Source organism: Saccharopolyspora pogona (assembly GCF_014697215.1).
GTDB classification, from domain to species: Bacteria; Actinomycetota; Actinomycetes; order Mycobacteriales; family Pseudonocardiaceae; genus Saccharopolyspora; species Saccharopolyspora hattusasensis.
The window spans coordinates 2,997,982-3,017,804 of the sequence record NZ_CP031142.1 but is presented as its reverse complement, the minus strand read 5'-3'; the positions used below and the strand labels follow the sequence as shown (position 1 = coordinate 3,017,804).

Below are 19,823 nucleotides of genomic sequence, written 5' to 3'. Positions count from 1 at the left end.
GAACGGCCCCATAAAGGTATAGACCAAGTTTGGAACGGGCAGCCTCCAACTGGGCGTATCGGGCATGCCTGCCAGGTTCCTTCGCGGCAAACCATGCCAACCCGAAAGGGCGCATCTTTACCCAGCTCCCCGAACAGTTTGGCCCCCCTCGCCGCGAAGCGCGGGCCGCAGCTTGTCCAGCACCCCTGGGTCCTCGATGGTGGAGGGCACCTTGGTGTCGCCGGTGTCGGCGATCTCGCGCATCGACTTGCGCAGGATCTTCCCGGAGCGGGTCTTGGGCAGCCCGTCCACCACCGCCACGTCCCGGAACGCCGCTACCGGCCCGATCTGCGCCCGAACCGCCGCGACCAGCTCGTCGCGCAGCGTCTCCTCGGCGATGTCCACACCGGACTTCAGCACCACGAACCCGCGCGGCACCTGGCCCTTCAGCGAGTCGTGCACCCCGATCACCGCGCACTCGGCGACCGCCGGATGCGCCGCGAGCACCGCCTCCATCGAGCCGGTCGACAACCGGTGCCCGGCGACGTTGATCACGTCGTCGGTGCGGCCCATCACGAACATGTAGCCGTCGGCGTCGATGTAGCCGTTGTCGCCGGTGAGGTAGTAGCCGGGGTAGCGCGACAGGTAGGACTCGCGGAACCGCTCGTCGGCGCCCCACAACGTCGGCAGCGTGCCCGGCGGCAGCGGCAGCTTGATGCAGATCGCACCGTCGGTCTCCGGCGGCAGCGGCTGCCCGGCCTGGTCCAGCACCACGACGTCGTAGCCGGGCACGGGCACGGTCGGCGACCCCGCCTTGACCGGCATCGGCTCCAGCCCGCGCAGGTTCGCGCAGATCGGCCAACCCGTCTCGGTCTGCCACCAGTGGTCGACCACCGGCACGCCGAGCTGCTTCGACGCCCAGTGGTAGGTCTCCGGGTCCAGCCGCTCGCCGGCCAGGAACAGCGTCTGCAGGCTCGTGGTGTCGTGGGCGGCCAGCAGCTCCGCGTTCGGGTCCATCCGCTTGATCGCCCGGAACGCGGTCGGCGCGGTGAACAGCGCCTTGACGCGGTGGTCGGCGATGACCCGCCAGAACGCCCCCGCGTCCGGCGTGCCCACCGGCTTGCCCTCGTAGACCACGGTCGTCGCCCCGGTCAGTAGCGGCGCGTAGACGATGTAGGAGTGGCCGACCACCCAGCCGACGTCTGAGGCGGTCCAGAAGACGTCATTCGGCCCGATGTCGTAGATGTTGGCCATCGACCAGCGCAGGGCAACCGCGTGCCCGCCGTTGTCGCGCACCACGCCCTTCGGGCGCCCGGTGGTGCCCGAGGTGTAGAGCACGTACAGCGGATCGGTGGCCTTCACCGGCACGCAATCGGCCGGTTCGGCCTGCGCCAGCGCGTCCTGCCAGTCCACGTCGCGCTCGCCGAGCTCGGCGAGGGCCTGCTCGCGCTGGAACACGATCACCCGCTTCGGCTGGTGCTCGGTCATCCGCAGCGCTTCGTCGACGATCGGCTTGTACTCGACGATCCGGTTCGGCTCCAGGCCGCACGACGCCGCGACGATCACCGTCGGGCGGGCGTCGTCGATGCGCGCCGCCAGCTCCTTCGGCGCGAAGCCGCCGAAGACCACCGAATGCACCGCCCCGATGCGCGCGCAGGCCAGCATCGCCACGACGGCCTCGGAGATCATCGGCATGTAGATCACGACGCGATCGCCCGGCTCGGCGCCCTGCGCCCGCAACGCCCCGGCGAACAGCGCCACCCGGTCCAGCAGCTCCCGGTAGGTCCAGCGGCGCACCTCGCCGGTCATCGCCGAATCCCAGATCAGCGCCGTCTGCTCGCCGCGGCCGTCGCGGACGTGCCGGTCCAGCGCGTTGAAGCAGGTGTTGAGGACGCCGTCGGGGAACCACTGGAAGAACGGGTCCCCGGTGGCGTCCAAGGCCCGCGAAGGTGCCTGCTCCCACTCGATCGCGGCCGTCGCGTCGAGCCAGAAGCCCTCCGGGTCGGCCAGACTCTGCCGGTAGGCCTCGGCATACGCACCCATGACCACATTCCTCCCGCTTCCGCCGCGATGTCGCCTGTGGTCCTACCGCACAACGCGGAGTAGCGCCAGGGTCACCCGCAGCGATGTGCGAAACGCTTTTGTCACAACCGAAACACGGGCGATCGGACGAGCGGTGACCGGACTTCGGTCGCGCTGAGCGTGGTTCGGATATCCGGATGCACTTCGGCGACACAACGTGTCCGTTTGGCGCTGGGTGGGCGGATCGGCACGACAGAGCGTGCTTGGCCGAACACAATCAATCGAAGTCGATGATCGGGCTAACACCACGGCGCATCGCGCCGACAACCGAATCGGAGGTGCTACAACGATGAGCACGGAACCGGCCCTGTCTTCACAGGCATTCGCCGCCCAGTCCGCCGAGGCCGCTGCCGCCGGGGTTGAACCCACGCGCAGCCCGTCCGCCGAACTGCCCACCGCGCCGTGCAGCGTGGTGTGGAGCGGCGGCCATTCCTACGTTCGCGAAGGGTCCATCGGGGCTCGCTGGGCGGGTGTCGACGACCGAGGCCGGGCCCGGTTCCTCACCGATGCGGATCTCCGCCGCCGCGGCTGGAGCCATAGGCAGGCCTAGCCCGCGCCGGTCGCCGACGGCTCCCGCCGCGCGGAGCAGCCCGATCGACCGGCTTCGTGGGAGCCCGGCCGCCAGGTGTGTTGTGCGAGGAATGTGAGACCCTGATCTGGTCAGGATGCACAAGTTGCGTCCGAAGTGGGGTCAGGACGCACAACCATTCAGGGGAGGCTCGTGGTGCAGGATGCTGAGCGCACCACGGAGAACACCACGAGCGGAGACGGCGGGATGAACGCCGGTCCGGCGGGCCAGGAACCCGCAGCAGGACGACCCGATCCCGGCATAGCCCGGATCCGGGAGGCGGCCGCCGGTGTGTGGGCCGATCCGTGGTGGACGTTGCCGAACCTGCTCAGCGTGATCCGGCTGGCCGGCGTGCCGGTGTTCCTCTGGCTGCTGCTCGGCCCCAAGGCCGACCTGCTCGCGCTCCTGGTGCTGGTGATCAGCGGCATCACCGACTGGCTCGACGGCAAGCTCGCCCGCTGGCTCAACCAGTACAGCCGCATCGGCGAACTGCTCGACCCGGCCGCCGACCGCCTCTACATAGTCGCCACCCTGGTCGCCTTCGTGCTGCGCGACGTGGTGCCCTGGTGGGTCGCCGCCGCGCTCGTCATCCGCGACGTGGTGCTCACGCTGTGCCTGCCGGCGTTGCGATGGCACGGTTACGAGCCGCCGGACGTGCACTACCTCGGCAAGGCCGCGACCTTCTGCCTGATGTACGCGTTCCCGCTGTTGCTGCTGGTGCAGGAGGATTTCCCACTGTCCGATGTGGTGCGCCCGATCGCCTACGCCTTCACCTGCTGGGGCGGCGCGCTCTACCTGTGGGCCGGCATCCTCTACCTCGGGCAGGTGGTGGCGGCGGTCCATCAGGCCCGCGCCAAACCGGTCTGAGCACCGTTCGGTCGTCCCGCGCGAAGGGCACCTCACGCTGAGCAAATCGGCAAGAGGTGCCCTTGGTGCGTATGGGCTCGAGGGTCGCCTTGCGGCCTGTGCCGCGTGGTGAATACGCTCGCCGAGCCGATCACGGTGAACCTCGTGGCCGGTGATCCACAGCACCAGCGGACCAGGAAGGCGGGACCACGTGGCGGCCCCGGACGAGATCAAGTACACCGAAGAGCACGAGTGGGTTCAGCGCACCGGCGACGACACGGTGCGCATCGGGATCACCGAATACGCCCAGCAGCAGCTGGGCGACGTGGTGTTCGTGCAGCTGCCGGAACCCGGCCAGCAGGTCACCTCTGGCGAGTCGATGGGCGAGGTCGAATCGACCAAGAGCGTCTCCGAGATCTACGCCCCGGTGACCGGCGAGGTGGTGGCCCGCAACGACCAGCTGGAGGACGAACCGGAGCTGGTCAATTCGGCACCGCTGGGGGGCGGCTGGATGGTCGAGCTCAAGCTCGCCGACCCGGCTCAGCTGGACGCCCTGCTCGACGCCCAGGCCTACCAGAAGCTGACCGAATCCTGATCCGACCAGGCAAGATCGTCGGACTGTCGGGGTCCGGGAGGAAGATGTCGGGAGTCCCGCGTTCCGTGCTTGTACCTGCACTGTACGTTGGGCACATACTTGGCACGATCTATCCGCGTAGAGGAGAGCTCAGGTGAGCCAATTCCCCGGGCACGGCGATGTTCCGCCGGAGCAGTCACCGGAGACCACCTCGGTCTTCAGGCCCTTCCTCTCGGAGCCGGAAAGCACCGAGAGTGCGTCCCCGGAGCCCGCATCCGCATCCGCATCCGCATCCGGGGTCGATGCGCTGCCCGCAGGGTCCGCCCTGCTGGTGGTGAAGCGCGGTCCCAACGCGGGGTCGCGATTCCTGCTGGACCGGGAGACCACCAGCGCGGGACGACACCCGGACAGCGACATCTTCCTCGACGACGTCACGGTTTCCCGCCGGCACGCCGAGTTCCGGCGCGAGGGCAACGACTTCGTGGTCGTAGACGTCGGCAGCCTGAACGGCACCTACGTCAACCGGGAACCGGTGGACACCTCGGTGCTCGCCAACGGTGACGAGGTGCAGATCGGGAAGTTCCGCCTGGTGTTCCTTACTGGTCCGATCGATGGGGGCCCAGGCGCCCGCTGAGGACGCCCTGGGAACGACTTGTCGACCCGCCAGCGGGGCGACGCCGAAGCGGCGTCGCCCCGCTAGCGCGTCAAGGTACTGCGCAGCCGAGATCAACTGCATCCTCGCGCGGGGAATTTCCCGACGTCGCAACCGGTTTCCACGTTGTAGCGGTCCTTTTTCCACCGGCCCAACGGGGCGGTGGGCGGTGTATCGTGCTGGTAATGCTCGATAAGGAGCTCAGCCAGTGGTTCGGGCCAGATGCACCGGCAGGAAGGCCGCGAATTCGGTGGTCGACCAGACCGCTAAGGGATGGGCGTGTCCGCCGCAACGCGGGTAGCGTCGGAGGCGTCGGTGCGCGATCCTCGACGGGGATGTCACGCTTCGGCGCGCTGGAGGAGGCGATGTGACGATGAGCAGCGAGATGCGCGTCGTCGGCGTGCGAGTTGAACTACCAGCAAACCAGCCGATTCTGCTGTTGCGCGAGGCGCACGGCGAGCGTTACCTGCCGATCTGGATCGGCTCGGTCGAGGCGACCGCCATCGCACTCGAGCAGCAGGGTGTGCGGCCGCAGAGACCCCTGACCCACGACCTGCTGAAGGACGTCATTGGGGCCCTGGGACGCGACCTTGAACAGGTGCGGATCACCGATCTCCAGGACGGCACCTTCTTCGCCGAGCTGGTGTTCGACGGGGATGTGCGGGTCTCGGCGCGGCCGAGCGACTCGGTGGCGCTGGCGCTGCGCATCGGGGTGCCGATCCACGCCGACGAATCGGTGCTGGACGAGGCCGGGCTGATCATCCCGGACGAGCAGGAGGACGAGGTCGAGAAGTTCCGCGAGTTCCTCGACTCCGTGTCGCCGGAGGACTTCCGCGGCGCGGACACCTGAGCCTGCCGATCGACCCGACGAGACCTCCCGGCCCCCGTCCGCGCGCTGCAGGCGGGGACCGGGTCGTCCGGGTGCCCGCGCGTCGCGTTGACCTCCCCGCGGGGCAGGCATACCGTCGAACTTACGCGAATTGCCCCGGTGTGATTCGCCCGCTGGGCGGTGTTCGCGGCCCCGGATCGCGACGGTCCGGGAGCTGGTGATCGTCGTCGGCTTCGTGCCGGACGAGGGGAGGCAGGCGTGGTCGAGGAAGCGCCCAACCGGGATGCTGCCGCGGAGCAGGGCGAGCTGTTCCCCGACGCCGCGCTGCCGGACGAGCTGGTCGGCTACCGGGGTCCGGCCGCCTGCCAGATCGCCGGCATCACCTACCGCCAGCTGGACTACTGGGCGCGCACCAAGCTGGTCGGCCCGTCCATCCGCAGCGCCGCTGGCTCCGGCTCGCAGCGCCTCTACTCGTTCAAGGACATCCTGGTGCTCAAGGTGGTCAAGCGACTGCTGGACACCGGGGTGTCGCTGCACAACATCCGGGTCGCGGTGGACCACCTGCGCAACCGAGGAGTGCAGGACCTGGCCCGGCTCACGCTGTTCAGCGACGGGACGACGGTCTACGAGTGCACCTCTGCCGAGGAGGTGGTCGACCTGCTGCAGGGTGGCCAAGGGGTGTTCGGCATCGCCGTCAGCGGCGCGATGCGCGAGATCAGCGGCACCATCCACGACTTCCCGGCCGAGCGGGCCGACGGCGGCGAGCTGGTGCCGCTGGTCGACGACGAGTTGTCCCGCCGCCGACGCGACCGGCAGGCTGAGACGGGCTGATCGCGGCCGGGTGGTGTGCGGCCGGTGACATCACGGGTCCGCTCGATCCCCCTGGTCGGGTAAGCTGCGGCACATCGCCGACCCCGTGCGGGAGAGTCCGGCCCGGCTTCGGCCGTGGTCGGCGCCGAAGGAGCAAACCTCCCCGACAACCTCTCAGGCCACCTGGACCGCACGGGCGAGATGCCTCTGGAAAGAGGATGCACCACGGCTGTGGTGCATCCCGCCGACGGTGCAAGCCCGGTTCCCGGGTGAAGCTCTCAGGCGTTCGCCTCGCGGACAGTGACAGAGGGGGAGAGCAGAGCAGTTCCGGCTGTTCTGCCGCCCTTTGCCCGCCGCGACGATTGAGGTTTGGCGATGACCGACGTGACCCACGATCGCATTCCACTGGCCGCCCTGGAGCATGGAACGCCGTTCGCCGACCGGCACGTCGGGCCGATGCCGGCCGAGCTTGCCCGCATGCTCGACGTGATCGGCGTCGGCTCGCTGGAGGAGCTGGGTCAGAACGCCGTGCCGGACACCATCCGGGAAGGCGACCTGCAGCTGGCGCTGCCCGAGCCGGCCACCGAGTCCGAGGCGCTGGCCGAGCTGCGCGAACTCGCGCGCCGCTGTCGCCCGCACGCCGAGATGATCGGGCTGGGCTACTACGGCACGGTCACGCCGCCGGTGATCCTGCGCAACGTGCTGGAGAGCCCGGCCTGGTACACCGCCTACACCCCGTACCAGCCGGAGATCTCGCAGGGTCGGCTCGAAGCGCTGCTAAACTTCCAGACGATGGTGGCCGACCTGGCCGGGGTGCCGGTGGCCAACGCGTCGATGCTCGACGAGTCCACCGCGGCGGCCGAGGGCATGACGCTGGTGCGCCGCGCGGGCCGGTCGAAGTCGCCGCGGTTCGTGGTGGACGCCGACACGCTGCCGCAGACCATCGCGGTGATCGAGACCCGCGCGGAGCCGCTGGGCATCGAGATCGTCGTCGCCGACCTGTCCGCCGGCGCGCAGGCGCTGCCGGAGGACGAGTTCTTCGGCGCACTGCTGTCCTACCCGGGTGCCTCCGGTGCGGTGCGCGACCAGGAGCAGATCATCGCCGAGGTGCACCGGCGCGGCGCTAAGGTCGTCGTCGCGGCCGACCTGCTGGCGCTGACGCTGCTGCGCTCGCCCGGCGAGATCGGCGCGGACGTGGTGGTCGGCAGCACCCAGCGATTCGGGGTGCCGATGGGCTTCGGCGGCCCGCACGCCGGATTCATGGCCGTGGCCAAGGGACTCGAACGGCAGCTGCCGGGCCGGTTGGTCGGCGTGAGCGTCGACGCCGACGGCAACCAGGCCTACCGGCTGGCGCTGCAGACCCGCGAACAGCACATCCGCCGCGAGAAGGCCACCAGCAACATCTGTACCGCGCAGGTCCTGCTGGCCGTCGTGGCGTCGATGTACGCCGTGTACCACGGCCCCGCCGGGCTGCGGTCCATCGCGACCCGCGCGCACCGGATGGCGGCCGTGCTCGCCGAGCAGCTGCGCCGCGGCGGGGTCGAGGTGCTGCACCGGGAGTTCTTCGACACCGTCGTCGCGAGGGTGCCGGGCAAGGCCGACGACATTGTCGCCACGGCCCGCCGGGGCGGCATCAACCTGCGCCGGGTGGACGCCGACCACGTCGGCATCAGCTGCGACGAGACCACCACGCGGGCGCACCTGGCGGCGGTGTGGCAGGCCTTCGGCGTCACCGTCGGCGACGCCGACGAACTCGACATCAAGACGCCGGACGCGCTGCCCGCGGCACTGGAGCGCACCTCGGAGTACCTGACGCACCCGGTGTTCCACACCCACCGCTCCGAGACCTCGCTGCTGCGCTACCTGCGGCAGCTGTCGGACAAGGACATCGCGCTGGATCGCAGCATGATCCCGCTGGGCTCGTGCACCATGAAGCTCAACGCGACGGCCGAGATGGAGCCGATCACCTGGCCGGAGTTCGGTTCGCTGCACCCGTTCGCGCCCGCGCAGGACGCCGAGGGGCTGCTGTCGATCGTCAAGGACCTGGAGACCTGGCTGGCGGAGGTCACCGGCTACGACGCGGTGAGCCTGCAGCCGAACGCCGGTAGCCAAGGCGAGTTCGCCGGGCTGCTGGCGATTCGCGCCTACCACCGCAGCCGTGGTGCCGCCGACCGGGACCTGTGCCTGATCCCGGCGAGCGCGCACGGCACCAACGCCGCCAGCGCCGTGATGGCCGGGATGCGGGTGATCGTGGTCCGCTGCGACGACACCGGAAACATCGAGCTCGAGCACCTGCGCGAGCTGGTCACCGAGCACGCCGACGACCTCGCTGCGATCATGATCACCTACCCGTCCACGCACGGCGTGTACGAGGACACCGTGCGCGAGGTGTGCGGCCTGGTGCATGACGCGGGCGGCCAGGTGTACGTCGACGGGGCGAACCTCAACGCCCTGATCGGCCTGGCGCGGATGGGCAAGTTCGGTTCCGACGTCTCGCACCTGAACCTGCACAAGACGTTCTGCATCCCGCACGGCGGTGGCGGGCCGGGCGTCGGCCCGATCGGCGTGCGCGAGCACCTGGCGCCGTTCCTGCCGAACCACCCGATGCAGCCCGCAGCCGGACCGGTCTCCGGCGTCGGCCCGATCAGCGCCGCGCCGTGGGGCAGCGCCTCGATCCTGCCGATCTCCTGGGCGTACGTGCGGATGATGGGTGCCGACGGCCTGCGCCGCGCGACGCTGACCGCGGTGGCCACCGCCAACTACGTCGCCCGCCGCCTGAACACCTACTTCCCGGTGCTCTACACCGGCAAGGGCGGCTTCGTGGCGCACGAGTGCATCCTGGACCTGCGGCAGATCAGCAAGACCAGCGGAATCACCGTCGACGACGTCGCCAAGCGGCTGGCCGACTACGGCATCCACGCGCCGACGATGTCTTTCCCGGTGGCCGGGACGCTGATGGTCGAGCCGACCGAGAGCGAGAACCTGGCGGAGCTGGACCGCTTCTGCGAGGCGATGATCGCCATCCGCGCGGAGATCGACAAGGTCGTCGCCGGGCAGTGGCCGGCCGACGACAACCCGCTGGTGGGCGCCCCGCACACGGCGGCCTCGCTGGCGAAGGACTGGGACCACGCGTACTCCCGCGAGGAGGCGGCCTACCCGCTGGGCACCGATGTGGTGAAGGTGTGGCCGCCGGTGCGCCGCATCGACGGGGCACGCGGCGACCGCAACCTGGTCTGCTCCTGCCCGCCCCTGGACGCCTACCAGTCGTGAGGGACGTCCTTTGGTGGAAGCGCCTCCGGTCCGCCGTTGCGGCCGGGGGCGCTTCCGCGTTCGGAGTGGGTGCGACACGCCCGGTCGGGTTCGGTTTGCGTGCGGTGTGGGCGGGGTGACACGGTGGCCCGGTCACCTGACCGGCTCCGAGAGGAAGTGGAGCAATGCTCACCATCAGTGAGAGCGCGGCGGAGGTCATCAAGCTCGTCCTCGTCGGCGGCGACTCTCCGGAAGGTTCCGGCCTGCGCATCGCGCCGGCCGAGCAGGGCCTGCAGGCGTCGATCGCCGACCAACCGCAGGCCGGCGACGAGGTGATCGAGGAATCCGGCGTGCGGGTGTTCCTCGAATCGCAGGTCGCGACGTTGCTCGGCGACAAGGTGTTGGACGCCGAGCAGGACGCCAATGGGGAACTGGCGCTGGCCGTTCGCGACTGACCGAAGGGACTTGAACCGTCGGCCCGGGTGGTTTGCCCGGGTCGACGGTTTTTTGCGCCGAACTGCGATCTAGGACTCCTGCCAGGTACTGGTGATAGCGGCATTGCGGCAACTACTCTCGATGCGCAACTGCTCAGGTTGGGAGGGAATGCGTCGTGCAGACCACCACGCTCGCCATGCACATGAGTGACGGGCTGCTGAACGCGCAGACGGCGCTGCTGTTCGCGGTCGTGGCGATCGCCGGGCTGGCGGTGGCGCTGGCCAAGGCGCGGGCCGACCTGGACGACCGGACGGCGCCGATGGCCGGGCTGGTGGCGGCGTTCGTCTTCGCCGCGCAGATGATCAACTTCCCGGTGCTGCCCGGCGTCAGCGGGCACCTGCTCGGCGGGGCGCTGGCGGCGATCTTGGCCGGGCCGTGGGTTGGCGCGCTGTGCGTGGCGATCGTGCTCGTGGTGCAGGCGCTGCTGTTCGCCGACGGCGGGCTGACCATGCTGGGCGCGAACATCACCAACATGGCGCTGATCGGCACCGCCGTCGGCTATCTCGTCGCGCTCGCGCTGCGCCGCCTCGCGCTGCGCAGCCGCGCCGGGTTGCTGGTGACTGCTTTCGTCGCGGCCTGGGTGAACACCGTCGCCGCCTCCGGCGGCTTCGTCATCGAGTACGCGCTCGGCGGCGCCGCCGGTTACGGCACGGGCACCGCTGCGCTCGCGGTGGTCGGGGTGCACTGCCTCATCGGCATCGGAGAGGGCGTGATCACGGCCGCCACGGTGGGTGCGGTGGCAGCCGCCAGACCGGACCTGGTCCACCTGTTGCGCATCGGGAAGCAGACGAAGGAGAACGTGCGATGAGTGCGCCGCGTCGGCGTTTCCTGTTGGTCTTCGGCCTGTTCATCCTCGTCATCGCGGGCGGGGTCGCCTACTTCGCGGATTCGGACCCGGACGGCCTGGACGCGGTCACCCAGCGCGGCTGCACCGTGGTCGAGACCGACCAGGGCGAGCGGTTGGACGGCCAGTGCATCGCGCAGCACGCCCAGGACCACGCGCTGGCCGGCGGTCCGCTGGCGGATTACACCGTCGGTGGCGATGACCGCTGGACCGGGGTGGCCGGCGTGATCGGCGCGGTGGTCACGCTCGGTGCCGCGGGTGGTTTGTTCTGGGGCCTGCGTCGCCGGACCGGAGGCGAGTAGCGGTGGGTGCCGGCCACGCCAGCGCGCTGCACCTGCCCGGCGATTCGGCGCCGCACCGCCTGCCGCCCGAGGTCAAGATCGTGGCGGCTTTCCTGATGGTGCTGTGCGTGGTGGCGACGCCGCGCGAGGTGTTCTGGGCTTTCGGCGGGTATGCCGGGCTGCTGTCCGGGCTGGTGCTGGTGGCCAGGGTTCCGCCGCGCTGGCTGGCCAGTCGCCTGCTGATCGAGGTGCCGTTCGTGGTGCTCGCGTTGGTGCTGCCGTTCACCGCAGGCGGCGCGACGACGGAGGTGGCGGGTTTCGCGCTGTCCACCGAGGGGCTGCTGGCGGGCTGGAACATCTTGGTGAAGGGCACGCTCGGGCTGGCCACGTCGCTGCTGCTGGCCGCCACGACCGCGCCCCGGGAGCTGGTGGTCGGCCTGCAGCGACTGCGCGCGCCCAGGCTGCTGATCACCATCATCACGCTGATGCTGCGCTACGCCGAGGTGATCGTCGCCGAGGCCAAGCGGATGCGGGTCGCGCGGATCTGCCGCGGTCACGATCCGCGGTTCCTGTGGCAGATCGGCGCGACCGCGCGCGGGATCGGGAGCCTGTTCATCCGGTCCTACGAGCGCGGCGAGCGCGTGCACCTGGCGATGGTGTCACGGGGTTGGCAGGGTGCGATGCCCGAGCTGGGAGAATCGCGCCGGACATCATCGGCGGCGTGGTGGCTGGGCATGGCGCCACCGGCCGTCGCCGCAGTCGTGCTGGGAGTCGCCTTGTGGACCGCCTGACCGAATCCCTGCCGGAGCACACCGCCGAGCCGGATTCCGCTCCGGCGCTGGAGGTTTCCGGGTTGGCGTTCCGCTACCCGGACGGCCACCGCGCGCTGACCGGGGTGGACCTGCGCGTCGAACGGGGGGAGCGGGTCGCGGTGCTCGGCCCCAACGGCGCGGGCAAGACGACCATGACGCTGCACCTCAACGGCGTGCTGCGCGCCGAGTCGGGCAGCATCCACGTCGGTGGACTGCCGGTGGATTCGCGGAACTTGAAGGAGATCCGCCGCCGCGTCGGGCTGGTGTTCCAGGACCCCGACGACCAGTTGTTCATGCCGACCGTGCGGGAGGACGTCGCGTTCGGCCCGGCGAACTTCGGGATGCGCGGCGAGGCGTTGGCGGAACGCGTCCGGTCGGCGCTCGACGCGGTGGGCATGGCCGAACACGCGGACCGTTCGCCGCTGCACCTCTCCGGTGGTCAGCGCAAGCGGGTCGCGCTGGCCGCGGTGCTCGCGTGCCAGCCGGAGCTACTGGTGCTGGACGAGCCGTCGTCGAATCTCGAACCGGTGGCCCGGCGCGAACTAGCCGAGGTGCTGCTGGCCTGGGGCGGCACGATGCTCATGGTCACCCATGACCTGCCGTACGCGTTGCAGCTGTGCCCGCGCAGCGTGCTGATCGACGACGGTACGGTGGTCGCAGACGGTCCCACCGCGGAACTGCTGGCCGACGCCGAACTGCTGGCCGCGCACCGCCTCGAACTGCCTTACGCCTTCCGGACTCCCTGACCTCGCCGCCCGTTGCTGGTTCCCGCATTCTGCGGTGACCGGCTTTCTGGGATCGCTTGGCGTCCTCAGCGCTGGTGCGTGGCCGGGGCGGGCTCCAGGAAGACCACCGGCACCTCGTTTTCCAGCACCACCTTGCCCAGCAGGTCCGCGAGTGCGCCGCGGTCGGTGTCGCTGAGGCCGGCCGGCAGCCTTTCGACCCTGCGGCAGGTCTCGGCGTAGAACTCGTCGACGAGATCGCGGCCCTCTGCGGTGAGGGCGACCCGGACCGCGCGCGCGTCCTCCGGATCCGCCTGGCGCTGGACCAGGCCGCGCTGGGCGGTCCGGTCCACCAGACCGGTGAGACTCGATTTCGCCAGTCCCAGCATCGCGCCCAGCTCGCCCATGCCGTACGGCTGCGCCATCAGCACGCACAGCAGCTGCCCTTGCTGCGGTGTCAGCCCGTATTCGCGACTCGACTCGGCGTACACGGCATTCACGAGGAAAGCGGAACGCACCAGCGCGGTGACGACCCCCATCGCCTCACCTGAGGTCTTGCCCATTCGGCCAATTTACCACCGAACGACCCAATGATTCGTATCGCGAACTACCGAAAATGACGAACCGTGAGCACTTTTCGGTGCTGTAGCGCCGAAAAGTGCTCACGGGTGTTTCATGCCTGCCAGGCCGGGTCGCGGCCGGTGAGACTGATGAGCTTGTCCAGCGGCGTGGCGTCCGGGGAGACCTCGACGGGCGGGCCGAAGGGGCTGTCGGGCCTGCGGTCCTGCGCGGCCGCCATGGAGACGAACTCCAGGGAGGCCTTCAGCGAGTCGGTGTCGCACCGGAATTGCTGCCCGGTGGCCTTCGCGATGTCCCAGCCGTGCACCACCAGCTCGTTCATAGCGACGTTGCCCGCGACCGGGCCGGGCAGCTGGACACCGCCGGCCTACGTCATGCCCTCCCACGCCGCTGGCTCCCGCCACGCCTCGGCGAGCGCGGCCAGCTGCTCGGGAATGCGGGTGCGCCAGTCGTCGGGAAGCCGGGCGGCATCCCCGGACGGTCCTCCACCGGTCAGTGAGAAGTCCTTCGCGGCTGCTGCGGTGAACGCCAGCGACAGCCCGCCGACGTGGTCGATCAGGTCGCCGAGGGTGTACTCGGTGCACGGCGTGGGCGCGGCGAGCTGTTCGTCGGCAACGCGCTCCAGCAGGCTCGCCAGCTGCTGAGCTGCCGGCTTCAGGTCGGGCAGGTCGGTCATTCGCGACTCCTTCGCGGTCGTGCTGTTCCAGTGGAACAGACACCTCCGGTTGCCGATTCTCATCGCCCGCCTCGCCCGCTGCCCGGTGCGCGCCGCGGAGTTACGGTAGCCGGTCGGCGTCGAGCACAACGGGGGCGACAGATGGTGGACCAACAGCGCAGGGCGAAGTACGTGCTGATCTTGGGCTCGTTGTCCGCGTTCGGTCCGCTGTCGATCGACATGTACCTGCCCGCCTTCCCCGCGATCGCCTCCGAACTGAACGCCGGGGCGTCGCAGGTGCAGCTGTCGTTGACGGCTTGCACGGTCGGCCTGGCGTTGGGGCAGCTCGTCGCCGGTCCGCTGTCGGACACCTTCGGCCGCCGCCGGCCGCTGCTGATCGGACTGGTGGTTTTCACCCTGGCGTCTCTGCTGTGCGCGGTCGCGCCGTCGGCTTATGCGCTGGCCGGGCTGCGGCTGGTGCAGGGGCTTGGTGGTGCGGCCGGCATCGTCGTCGCCCGCGCCGTGGTGCGAGACCTGTACTCGGGCGTGGCGATGGCCCGCTTCTTCTCGTTGCTCATGCTGGTCAACGGGTTGGCGCCGATCCTCGCGCCGCTGATCGGCGGGCAGATGCTGCGGGTGACGTCGTGGCGCGGCGTGTTCCTGGTGCTCGGCGTGATCGGCGTGGTGCTGCTGGTGGCGACCGCGTTCGGTGTGCGCGAGACGTTGCCCACTGAGTCGCGGCGGGTCGGCAGCCTGGGCAGCACGCTGCGGACCTTCGCAGGCCTGCTCGGCGACCAGGCGTTCGTCGGGTACTCGCTGTCCGCGGCGCTGGCGTTCGCGGCGATGTTCGCCTACATCTCGGGCTCGTCGTTCGTGCTGCAGGACGTCTACGGCATGTCGCCCCAACTGTTCAGCGTGGTTTTCGGGGTCAACTCGCTGGGCATCGTGCTCGTCGGGCAGCTCAACGGCAGCCTGGTGGCCCGGGTCGCCCCGAGCCGGCTGCTGGCGATCGGGCTCGGCATCAACGCCGTCGGCGGCGTCGCGGTGGCGCTGTCCGCCGCGTTCAGATTGGGCCTGCCAGGGCTGCTGCCAGCGCTTTTCCTGGTGGCATCGAGCATCGGCATGGTGTTCCCCAACGCCACGGCCCTGGCGCTGTCCGGGCACTCGGAAACGGCTGGAAGCGCATCGGCGCTGCTGGGCGTCATGCAGTTCCTGGCCGGTGGCCTCGCCGCCCCGCTCGTGGGATCGGCGGGCACCGGCACCGCACTGCCGATGGGCGTGGTCATGGGAGCCCTGTCGCTGTCCGCGGTCGTGGTGTTCCTCGCGCTCACCCATCGCACCCGGCCCGAAGTGCGGGCGGGCGACCGCACGGAGACGAAGACCAACCAGCGTTGATCAGCTGGACTGGACGAGGGTCCAGCGAGGTCGGTTCGGTTGTAGAGCACGTAGCGCCCTTCCCAACGTACGGAAGCGAGCCTGGCCTCGCGGAGGGCACCCAGGTGCTACGAGGCGTTCCCGGCGGACGTTTGGGTGCTGCGGCGGCTGCAGACGCGCGATGCCGCAGCTGTACGCGGTCGCGCTGTTCGGCGGGACCGCGACCGTGTTCTGCGAGGTGGCCGCCCAGAGCGCTTCCTGCGGGAACTGCCCGCGAAGCAGCGGGTTCCGGCCTTGAAGTAACCAATTGTAACCGACTGCTCGAACGTGTTATAGGTACCGCATGGTTACCAGCGAGGACAGCATCCTCAAGCGCGGGAATCTGACGGATCCGAACTGCCCGACCCGTCTGGTGCTGGACCGCATCGGGGACAAGTGGACGGTGCTGGTGGTGACGCGGCTGTCTGACGGCCCGATGCGCTTCACGCAGCTGCGCAACGGCATCGGTGGGGTGGCGCCGAAGGTGCTGACGCAGACGTTGCGCGCGCTGGAACGCGACGGCTTGGTGATCCGGACTGTGTACGCGGAGGTGCCGCCGAAGGTGACCTACGAGCTGACCGACCTCGGGCATTCGCTGCGCGGACCGGTGGAAGCGATCGCCGACTGGTCCGAACGCAACGTCAACCGCATCCTCGCCGCTCGCGCCGCCGCCGACGAAGGGTGATCATATCGGCTGGGCGGCCCAGTCGAGGATCTCGCGGCAGGTGTCGATCAGGCGTTGCCGCAGGACGGCGGCCTCGGTGGCGAAGTCGCGCTGCCGTCTGACGTAGTCGACGCGGCCGTCGGGGGTTTCGATCGGTACCGGCTCGTAGCCGAGGTCGCGCAGGTCGTACGGGCTGGCCCGCATGTCGAGCTCCCGGATCCGCACAGCGAGCTCGAAGCAGTCCGCGACCAGCTCCGCGGCGACGAACGGGTCCAGCTTGTAGGCCCATTTGAAGATGTCCATGTTCGCGTGCAGGCAGCCCGGCTGCTCCAGGCGCACCTGGTCGGCGCGTTCGGGCTGCAGGGCGTTGAGCGGTCGGGCCTGCGGGGTGAAGAACCGGAACGCGTCGTGGTGCGTGCAGTTGATCGGCATCGATTCGACGACCTCGTCGGTGCCGTGGTGGCCGAGCCGCAACGGCCACCCGGCGTGCCGGATTTCCTCCGGTTGCGTCCGGTAGACCATGGCCCACTCGTGCAGACCGAAACAGCCGAGCTGGGCTTTGCGGGACGCCGTGGCGGTAAGCAGGCCGAGCACGAATTCGGTGCTGCCGCGGCGTTTCTCGGTCAGCGCGGCGGGATCTAGCGCGACGCCTTCCGGGGTCTCGACGAACCCCTTGCGGACCAGGAACTCCTGGCCGCCCGCCAACACGACGCCGACGCTAGGCTGCCAGCGCTCCAGCCGAGCCGGGCGGAAGGAGTAGTACTGGAAGAGGAAGTCCAGCACCGGGTGCTTCTCGTGCTGGTGCTGGCGCTGGCGGTGCGGCCGCGTCCAGCGCGCGACCCGTTCACGGTGGGCGGCCTGCTGGACCCGCCATTCCTGCTCGGACAGCACAATCATCGCCGGTCAGGGTAGTCGAGGCCGGTACGGCGGCGGTCAGCGGTGGAACGGGAACCAGTCGAGGTCCAGAAAGTCCCCGGACTGGTCCGTGGCGAAGGTCAGGTAGACGTCGTGCTCGCCGGTCACCGGCCGCTGCAGGTAGACCGGCACCGGCGTCCACCGCTGCCCGTCTACCGAGGCGAGAGGTTGATCTTGCCGAAGGAGCCCGCCCCGCGCGAAGAATCCGCAGCTCGGCAGCTTCCTCCTCGGGGTATGCCGAGGGACAGCCGCAACTCCTTGACCGCCACCTCGCGTTGCAGCAGCTCGTCGGCGCCGGACCAGACGTAGCCCATCGCGCCGCGGCCGATGGCGCTCTCCAGGCGGTACCGGCCGCCGATCACGCGGGCGGCAGGGGCGGTGCTGACCTCTTGGGCGCGAGGCACGAGCCGATCATCTCGCACACCATGACCCTAATGGGTGGCCCCGGCCGTCAGCGCACGTGGGTGGCGTCGCGGACGGTGCCGACGTATTCCTCGACGAGGTCTTCGAGGGCGACGATGCCGATGGGTTGGCCGGTGGTGTCGGTTGCGGTGGCGAGGTGGCTGCCTGTGCGGCGTAGGGAGGTCATGGCGTGGTCGAGGCGGGCGTGGGCCGGAACGGTGGGTAGTCGTCGGATGCGGGCGGGGGCGATGGGGGTTGTGGGGTCGTGTCCGGCTTGGTCGAGGACGTCTTTGATGTGGAGGTAGCCGGTGAGTGTTCCGTCGTCGCGGCGGAGGGGGAATCGGGAGAATCCGGTGTGGGCGACGGCTTGTTCGACGTCGCCGAGGGTGGGGTGTTGCGGGAGTGTGGTGAGGTCGGGTAGGGGGACGAGGACGTCTGCGACGGTGTGTTCCACTGAGGACAGTGTTTGGGCGAGTCGGCGGTGTTCGGATTGGTCGAGGAGGCCTTCGCGGCGGGATTCGACGAGGAGTTCGGCGAGTTCGGCGGAGGTGTAGGCGGTGTCGAGTTCGTCTTTGGGTTCTACGCGTAGTAGGCGGAGCACGGTGTTGGCCATCATGTTGAACAGGGCGATGAGTGGTCGGGCGAGTTTGACGAAGCCGACCAGGGGTGGGACCAGCCAGAGGGCGAGTCGTTCGGGTTCGGCGATGGCGAGGTTTTTGGGGACCATTTCGCCGACGAGGACGTGGAGTATGACCACGATCGCTAGTGCGATGGTGAACGCCACGACGTGGGTGATGGTGTCGGGGATGCCGAGGGTGGTGAAGGGTGTTTGGAGTTGGTGGGCGACGGCGGGTTCGCCGAGGCGGCCCAGGCCCAGGGAGCAGAGGGTGATGCCGAGTTGGGCGCTGGTGAGCATCAGCGAGCCTTCCTGGCTGGCTTTGATCACCACTCGGGCGCGGGTTTTGCCTTGGGCCAGCAGCGCTTCCAGCCGGTCCCGGCGGGAGGACAGCAGGGAGAACTCCGCGCCCACGAAGAACGCGTTGAGCAGCAACAGAACAACACCCAGCACGATCGCGAAACCGTCGCTCATCGAACCTCCTCCACGGCCTCGGCGTGCGTCGGCTGGTGGGTGAGGCGCAGTTCTGCGATCCGGTGGCGGTCCATCCGGGTGACGGCCAGCCGCCATCCGTCCGGGATGAGGTGGTCGCCGACCTCGGGAATGCGTCCCAGTCGAGCCAGCACGAAGCCGGCAACGGTCTCGTATTCCCCGTCGGGCATGGCGAATCCGGTGGCCTCGGCCAGTTCGTCCGGGCGCAGTCTTCCGGAGATGATCCAGGTGTCGTCACCGAGGCGGCGCACCGCGGCGATTTCGCGGCGGTCGTGTTCGTCGCGGACGTCGCCGATGATCTCCTCGACGACGTCCTCCAGGGTCACGATGCCCGCGCTACCGCCGTACTCGTCGACCACCACGGCCAGCTGCAACCCCGATCCGCGCAGCCGGTTCAGCAGCGCGTCGCCGTCCAATGTCTCCGGCACGGTCGGCACCGGGCGGGCCAGCGACCTCACCGGGGTCGTTTCGCGGAGTCCGGCGGGGACGCCGAACGCTTGCTTGACGTGGACGACGCCGTGGATCTCGTCGAGGTCGGCGCCGTGCACCGGAAAGCGGGAGAACCCGGTGCGGCGGGCGGTGTCGAGCAGATCCATCACGCTGTCGCCGGCGGTCAGGGATTCCACGCGGACGCGGGGGGTCATCAGTTCCTCGGCGGTGCGGTCGCCGAAGCGCAGCGACCGGTCCATCAGTTGCGCGGTCGAGGAGTCGAGCGTTCCGTGTTCGGCGCTGGAGCGCACGATCGAGCCGAGTTCTTCGGGGGAGCGGGCGGATCGGAGTTCTTCTTGGGGTTCGATGCCGAAACGGCGCACGACCCAGTTGGCGCTGTTGTTCATCGCGTCGATCAGCCACCGGAAGACCTGCGAGAACCGGGCGTGGTAGCCCGACACGGCACGGGCGGTGGGCAGTGGGCGGGCGATGGCGAGGTTTTTGGGCACCATCTCCCCGAAGACCATCGACAGGGTCGTGGCCAGCAGGATCGCCAGCGTCAGCGACACCGCCCCGGCCGCCTCACCGGGCAGGCCCAGCGCGGTCAGCCCCGGGCCGATCAGGTCACCGATCAACGGCTCCGCCACGTACCCGGTGACCAGCGTGGTCAACGTGATCGCGACCTGGGCGCCGGAGAGCTGAAACGACAGCGTCCGGTGCGCCTTCTGCACCGCCCTCGCACGCCGGTCACCGACCTGACGCACATGCGCGTCCACCGTGCTGCGTTCCAGGGACGTCAGCGAGAACTCCGCGGCAACCGCCAACCCGGTGCCCAACGTCAACACGCCAACGAAAACAAGGCCGAGAACGGCCAACAGGATGTCCATCACCGACCACCCCAGAACGGGGCATCGG

At 69.6% G+C, this 19,823-nt stretch carries 22 protein-coding genes and 1 riboswitch; of the genes, 14 read left to right on the top strand and 8 right to left on the bottom strand.

What is annotated here, in order from left to right; all coding sequences use genetic code 11:
* Positions 1 to 117 precede the first annotated feature (117 nt).
* Positions 118 to 2,022: a propionyl-CoA synthetase gene (locus tag DL519_RS13855; RefSeq protein WP_190815261.1), complete on the bottom strand. Its 1,905-nt coding sequence runs from the start codon at positions 2,020 to 2,022 to the stop codon at positions 118 to 120.
* 328 nt (positions 2,023 to 2,350) lie between these two features.
* Here DL519_RS13855 and DL519_RS13850 point away from each other — a divergent pair, with 328 nt between their 5' ends.
* From DL519_RS13850 to DL519_RS13795, 12 genes are all read left to right on the top strand, one after another.
* On the top strand, positions 2,351 to 2,611 hold the full coding sequence (locus DL519_RS13850; RefSeq protein WP_190824617.1) for a hypothetical protein: 261 nt from the start codon (positions 2,351 to 2,353) through the stop codon (positions 2,609 to 2,611).
* 171 nt (positions 2,612 to 2,782) lie between these two features.
* A complete protein-coding gene (locus DL519_RS13845) occupies positions 2,783 to 3,496 on the top strand; it encodes a CDP-alcohol phosphatidyltransferase family protein (RefSeq protein ID WP_190815259.1) in 714 nt (237 codons plus the stop codon).
* A gap of 190 nt (positions 3,497 to 3,686) precedes the next feature.
* Positions 3,687 to 4,070 carry a glycine cleavage system protein GcvH gene (gene gcvH / locus DL519_RS13840; protein WP_190815257.1) on the top strand — a complete coding sequence of 128 codons (384 nt, stop codon included), beginning with the start codon at positions 3,687 to 3,689 and terminating at the stop codon, positions 4,068 to 4,070.
* Positions 4,071 to 4,203: 133 nt separating this feature from the next.
* Entirely contained in the window at positions 4,204 to 4,683 is a 480-nt protein-coding gene (gene garA, locus DL519_RS13835) for a glycogen accumulation regulator GarA (protein WP_190815255.1), read from the top strand.
* Between the two features lie 391 nt (positions 4,684 to 5,074).
* Positions 5,075 to 5,551, top strand: coding sequence for a bifunctional nuclease family protein (locus tag DL519_RS13830; protein WP_029534961.1), 477 nt, complete (start codon positions 5,075 to 5,077; stop codon positions 5,549 to 5,551).
* A 237-nt stretch (positions 5,552 to 5,788) separates the two neighbouring features.
* Positions 5,789 to 6,361, top strand: coding sequence for a MerR family transcriptional regulator (locus DL519_RS13825; RefSeq protein WP_190815253.1), 573 nt, complete (start codon positions 5,789 to 5,791; stop codon positions 6,359 to 6,361).
* A gap of 78 nt (positions 6,362 to 6,439) precedes the next feature.
* A riboswitch (glycine riboswitch) is annotated at positions 6,440 to 6,541 on the top strand.
* Positions 6,542 to 6,715: 174 nt separating this feature from the next.
* Positions 6,716 to 9,610, top strand: coding sequence for an aminomethyl-transferring glycine dehydrogenase (gene gcvP / locus DL519_RS13820; protein ID WP_190815251.1), 2,895 nt, complete (start codon positions 6,716 to 6,718; stop codon positions 9,608 to 9,610).
* A gap of 164 nt (positions 9,611 to 9,774) precedes the next feature.
* A complete protein-coding gene (locus tag DL519_RS13815; protein WP_168589439.1) occupies positions 9,775 to 10,044 on the top strand; it encodes a HesB/YadR/YfhF-family protein in 270 nt (89 codons plus the stop codon).
* 176 nt (positions 10,045 to 10,220) lie between these two features.
* Positions 10,221 to 10,892, top strand: a complete 672-nt coding sequence (locus DL519_RS13810; protein ID WP_190823967.1) for an energy-coupling factor ABC transporter permease — start codon at positions 10,221 to 10,223, stop codon at positions 10,890 to 10,892.
* Positions 10,889 to 11,230 carry a PDGLE domain-containing protein gene (locus tag DL519_RS13805; RefSeq protein ID WP_190815248.1) on the top strand — a complete coding sequence of 114 codons (342 nt, stop codon included), beginning with the start codon at positions 10,889 to 10,891 and terminating at the stop codon, positions 11,228 to 11,230. Before DL519_RS13810 ends, DL519_RS13805 begins: the two co-directional genes overlap by 4 nt.
* A 2-nt stretch (positions 11,231 to 11,232) precedes the next feature.
* Entirely contained in the window at positions 11,233 to 12,000 is a 768-nt protein-coding gene (cbiQ, locus tag DL519_RS13800; RefSeq protein WP_190815246.1) for a cobalt ECF transporter T component CbiQ, read from the top strand.
* On the top strand, positions 11,988 to 12,767 hold the full coding sequence (locus DL519_RS13795; RefSeq protein ID WP_190815244.1) for an energy-coupling factor ABC transporter ATP-binding protein: 780 nt from the start codon (positions 11,988 to 11,990) through the stop codon (positions 12,765 to 12,767). Before cbiQ ends, DL519_RS13795 begins: the two co-directional genes overlap by 13 nt.
* Before the next feature lie 65 nt (positions 12,768 to 12,832).
* On the opposite strand, the gene DL519_RS13790 is transcribed toward DL519_RS13795, so the two are convergent.
* From DL519_RS13790 to DL519_RS49395, 3 genes are all read right to left on the bottom strand, one after another.
* A complete protein-coding gene (locus DL519_RS13790) occupies positions 12,833 to 13,306 on the bottom strand; it encodes a MarR family winged helix-turn-helix transcriptional regulator (RefSeq protein ID WP_190815242.1) in 474 nt (157 codons plus the stop codon).
* Between the two features lie 110 nt (positions 13,307 to 13,416).
* Positions 13,417 to 13,674 (bottom strand): TIGR03086 family metal-binding protein, encoded by a 258-nt coding sequence (locus tag DL519_RS49400; RefSeq protein WP_317891440.1) that lies wholly within the window; start codon positions 13,672 to 13,674, stop codon positions 13,417 to 13,419.
* Positions 13,675 to 13,689: 15 nt separating this feature from the next.
* The gene (locus tag DL519_RS49395; protein ID WP_317891363.1) at positions 13,690 to 13,998 is read right to left on the bottom strand and encodes a maleylpyruvate isomerase family mycothiol-dependent enzyme; all 309 of its coding nucleotides are present in this window, start codon (positions 13,996 to 13,998) and stop codon (positions 13,690 to 13,692) included.
* 141 nt (positions 13,999 to 14,139) lie between these two features.
* Here DL519_RS49395 and DL519_RS13780 point away from each other — a divergent pair, with 141 nt between their 5' ends.
* Complete coding sequence (locus tag DL519_RS13780; RefSeq protein WP_190815240.1) at positions 14,140 to 15,372, top strand: Bcr/CflA family multidrug efflux MFS transporter; 1,233 nt, start codon at positions 14,140 to 14,142, stop codon at positions 15,370 to 15,372.
* Between the two features lie 322 nt (positions 15,373 to 15,694).
* The gene (locus DL519_RS13775) at positions 15,695 to 16,075 is read left to right on the top strand and encodes a winged helix-turn-helix transcriptional regulator (RefSeq protein ID WP_190815238.1); all 381 of its coding nucleotides are present in this window, start codon (positions 15,695 to 15,697) and stop codon (positions 16,073 to 16,075) included.
* Here DL519_RS13775 and DL519_RS13770 read toward each other — a convergent pair whose 3' ends face one another.
* The 4 genes from DL519_RS13770 to DL519_RS13755 all read right to left on the bottom strand — a co-directional run bounded on the left by DL519_RS13770 (position 16,076) and on the right by DL519_RS13755 (position 19,795).
* Positions 16,076 to 16,951: a 3-methyladenine DNA glycosylase gene (locus tag DL519_RS13770; protein WP_190815236.1), complete on the bottom strand. Its 876-nt coding sequence runs from the start codon at positions 16,949 to 16,951 to the stop codon at positions 16,076 to 16,078. It lies immediately after the preceding gene.
* A 170-nt stretch (positions 16,952 to 17,121) separates the two neighbouring features.
* On the bottom strand, positions 17,122 to 17,373 hold the full coding sequence (locus DL519_RS13765) for a hypothetical protein (RefSeq protein WP_190815234.1): 252 nt from the start codon (positions 17,371 to 17,373) through the stop codon (positions 17,122 to 17,124).
* A gap of 47 nt (positions 17,374 to 17,420) precedes the next feature.
* Positions 17,421 to 18,461, bottom strand: coding sequence for a hemolysin family protein (locus DL519_RS13760; protein WP_190815232.1), 1,041 nt, complete (start codon positions 18,459 to 18,461; stop codon positions 17,421 to 17,423).
* Complete coding sequence (locus DL519_RS13755; protein WP_190815230.1) at positions 18,458 to 19,795, bottom strand: hemolysin family protein; 1,338 nt, start codon at positions 19,793 to 19,795, stop codon at positions 18,458 to 18,460. The genes DL519_RS13760 and DL519_RS13755 overlap by 4 nt, the downstream gene beginning before the upstream one ends.
* Positions 19,796 to 19,823 lie beyond the last annotated feature (28 nt).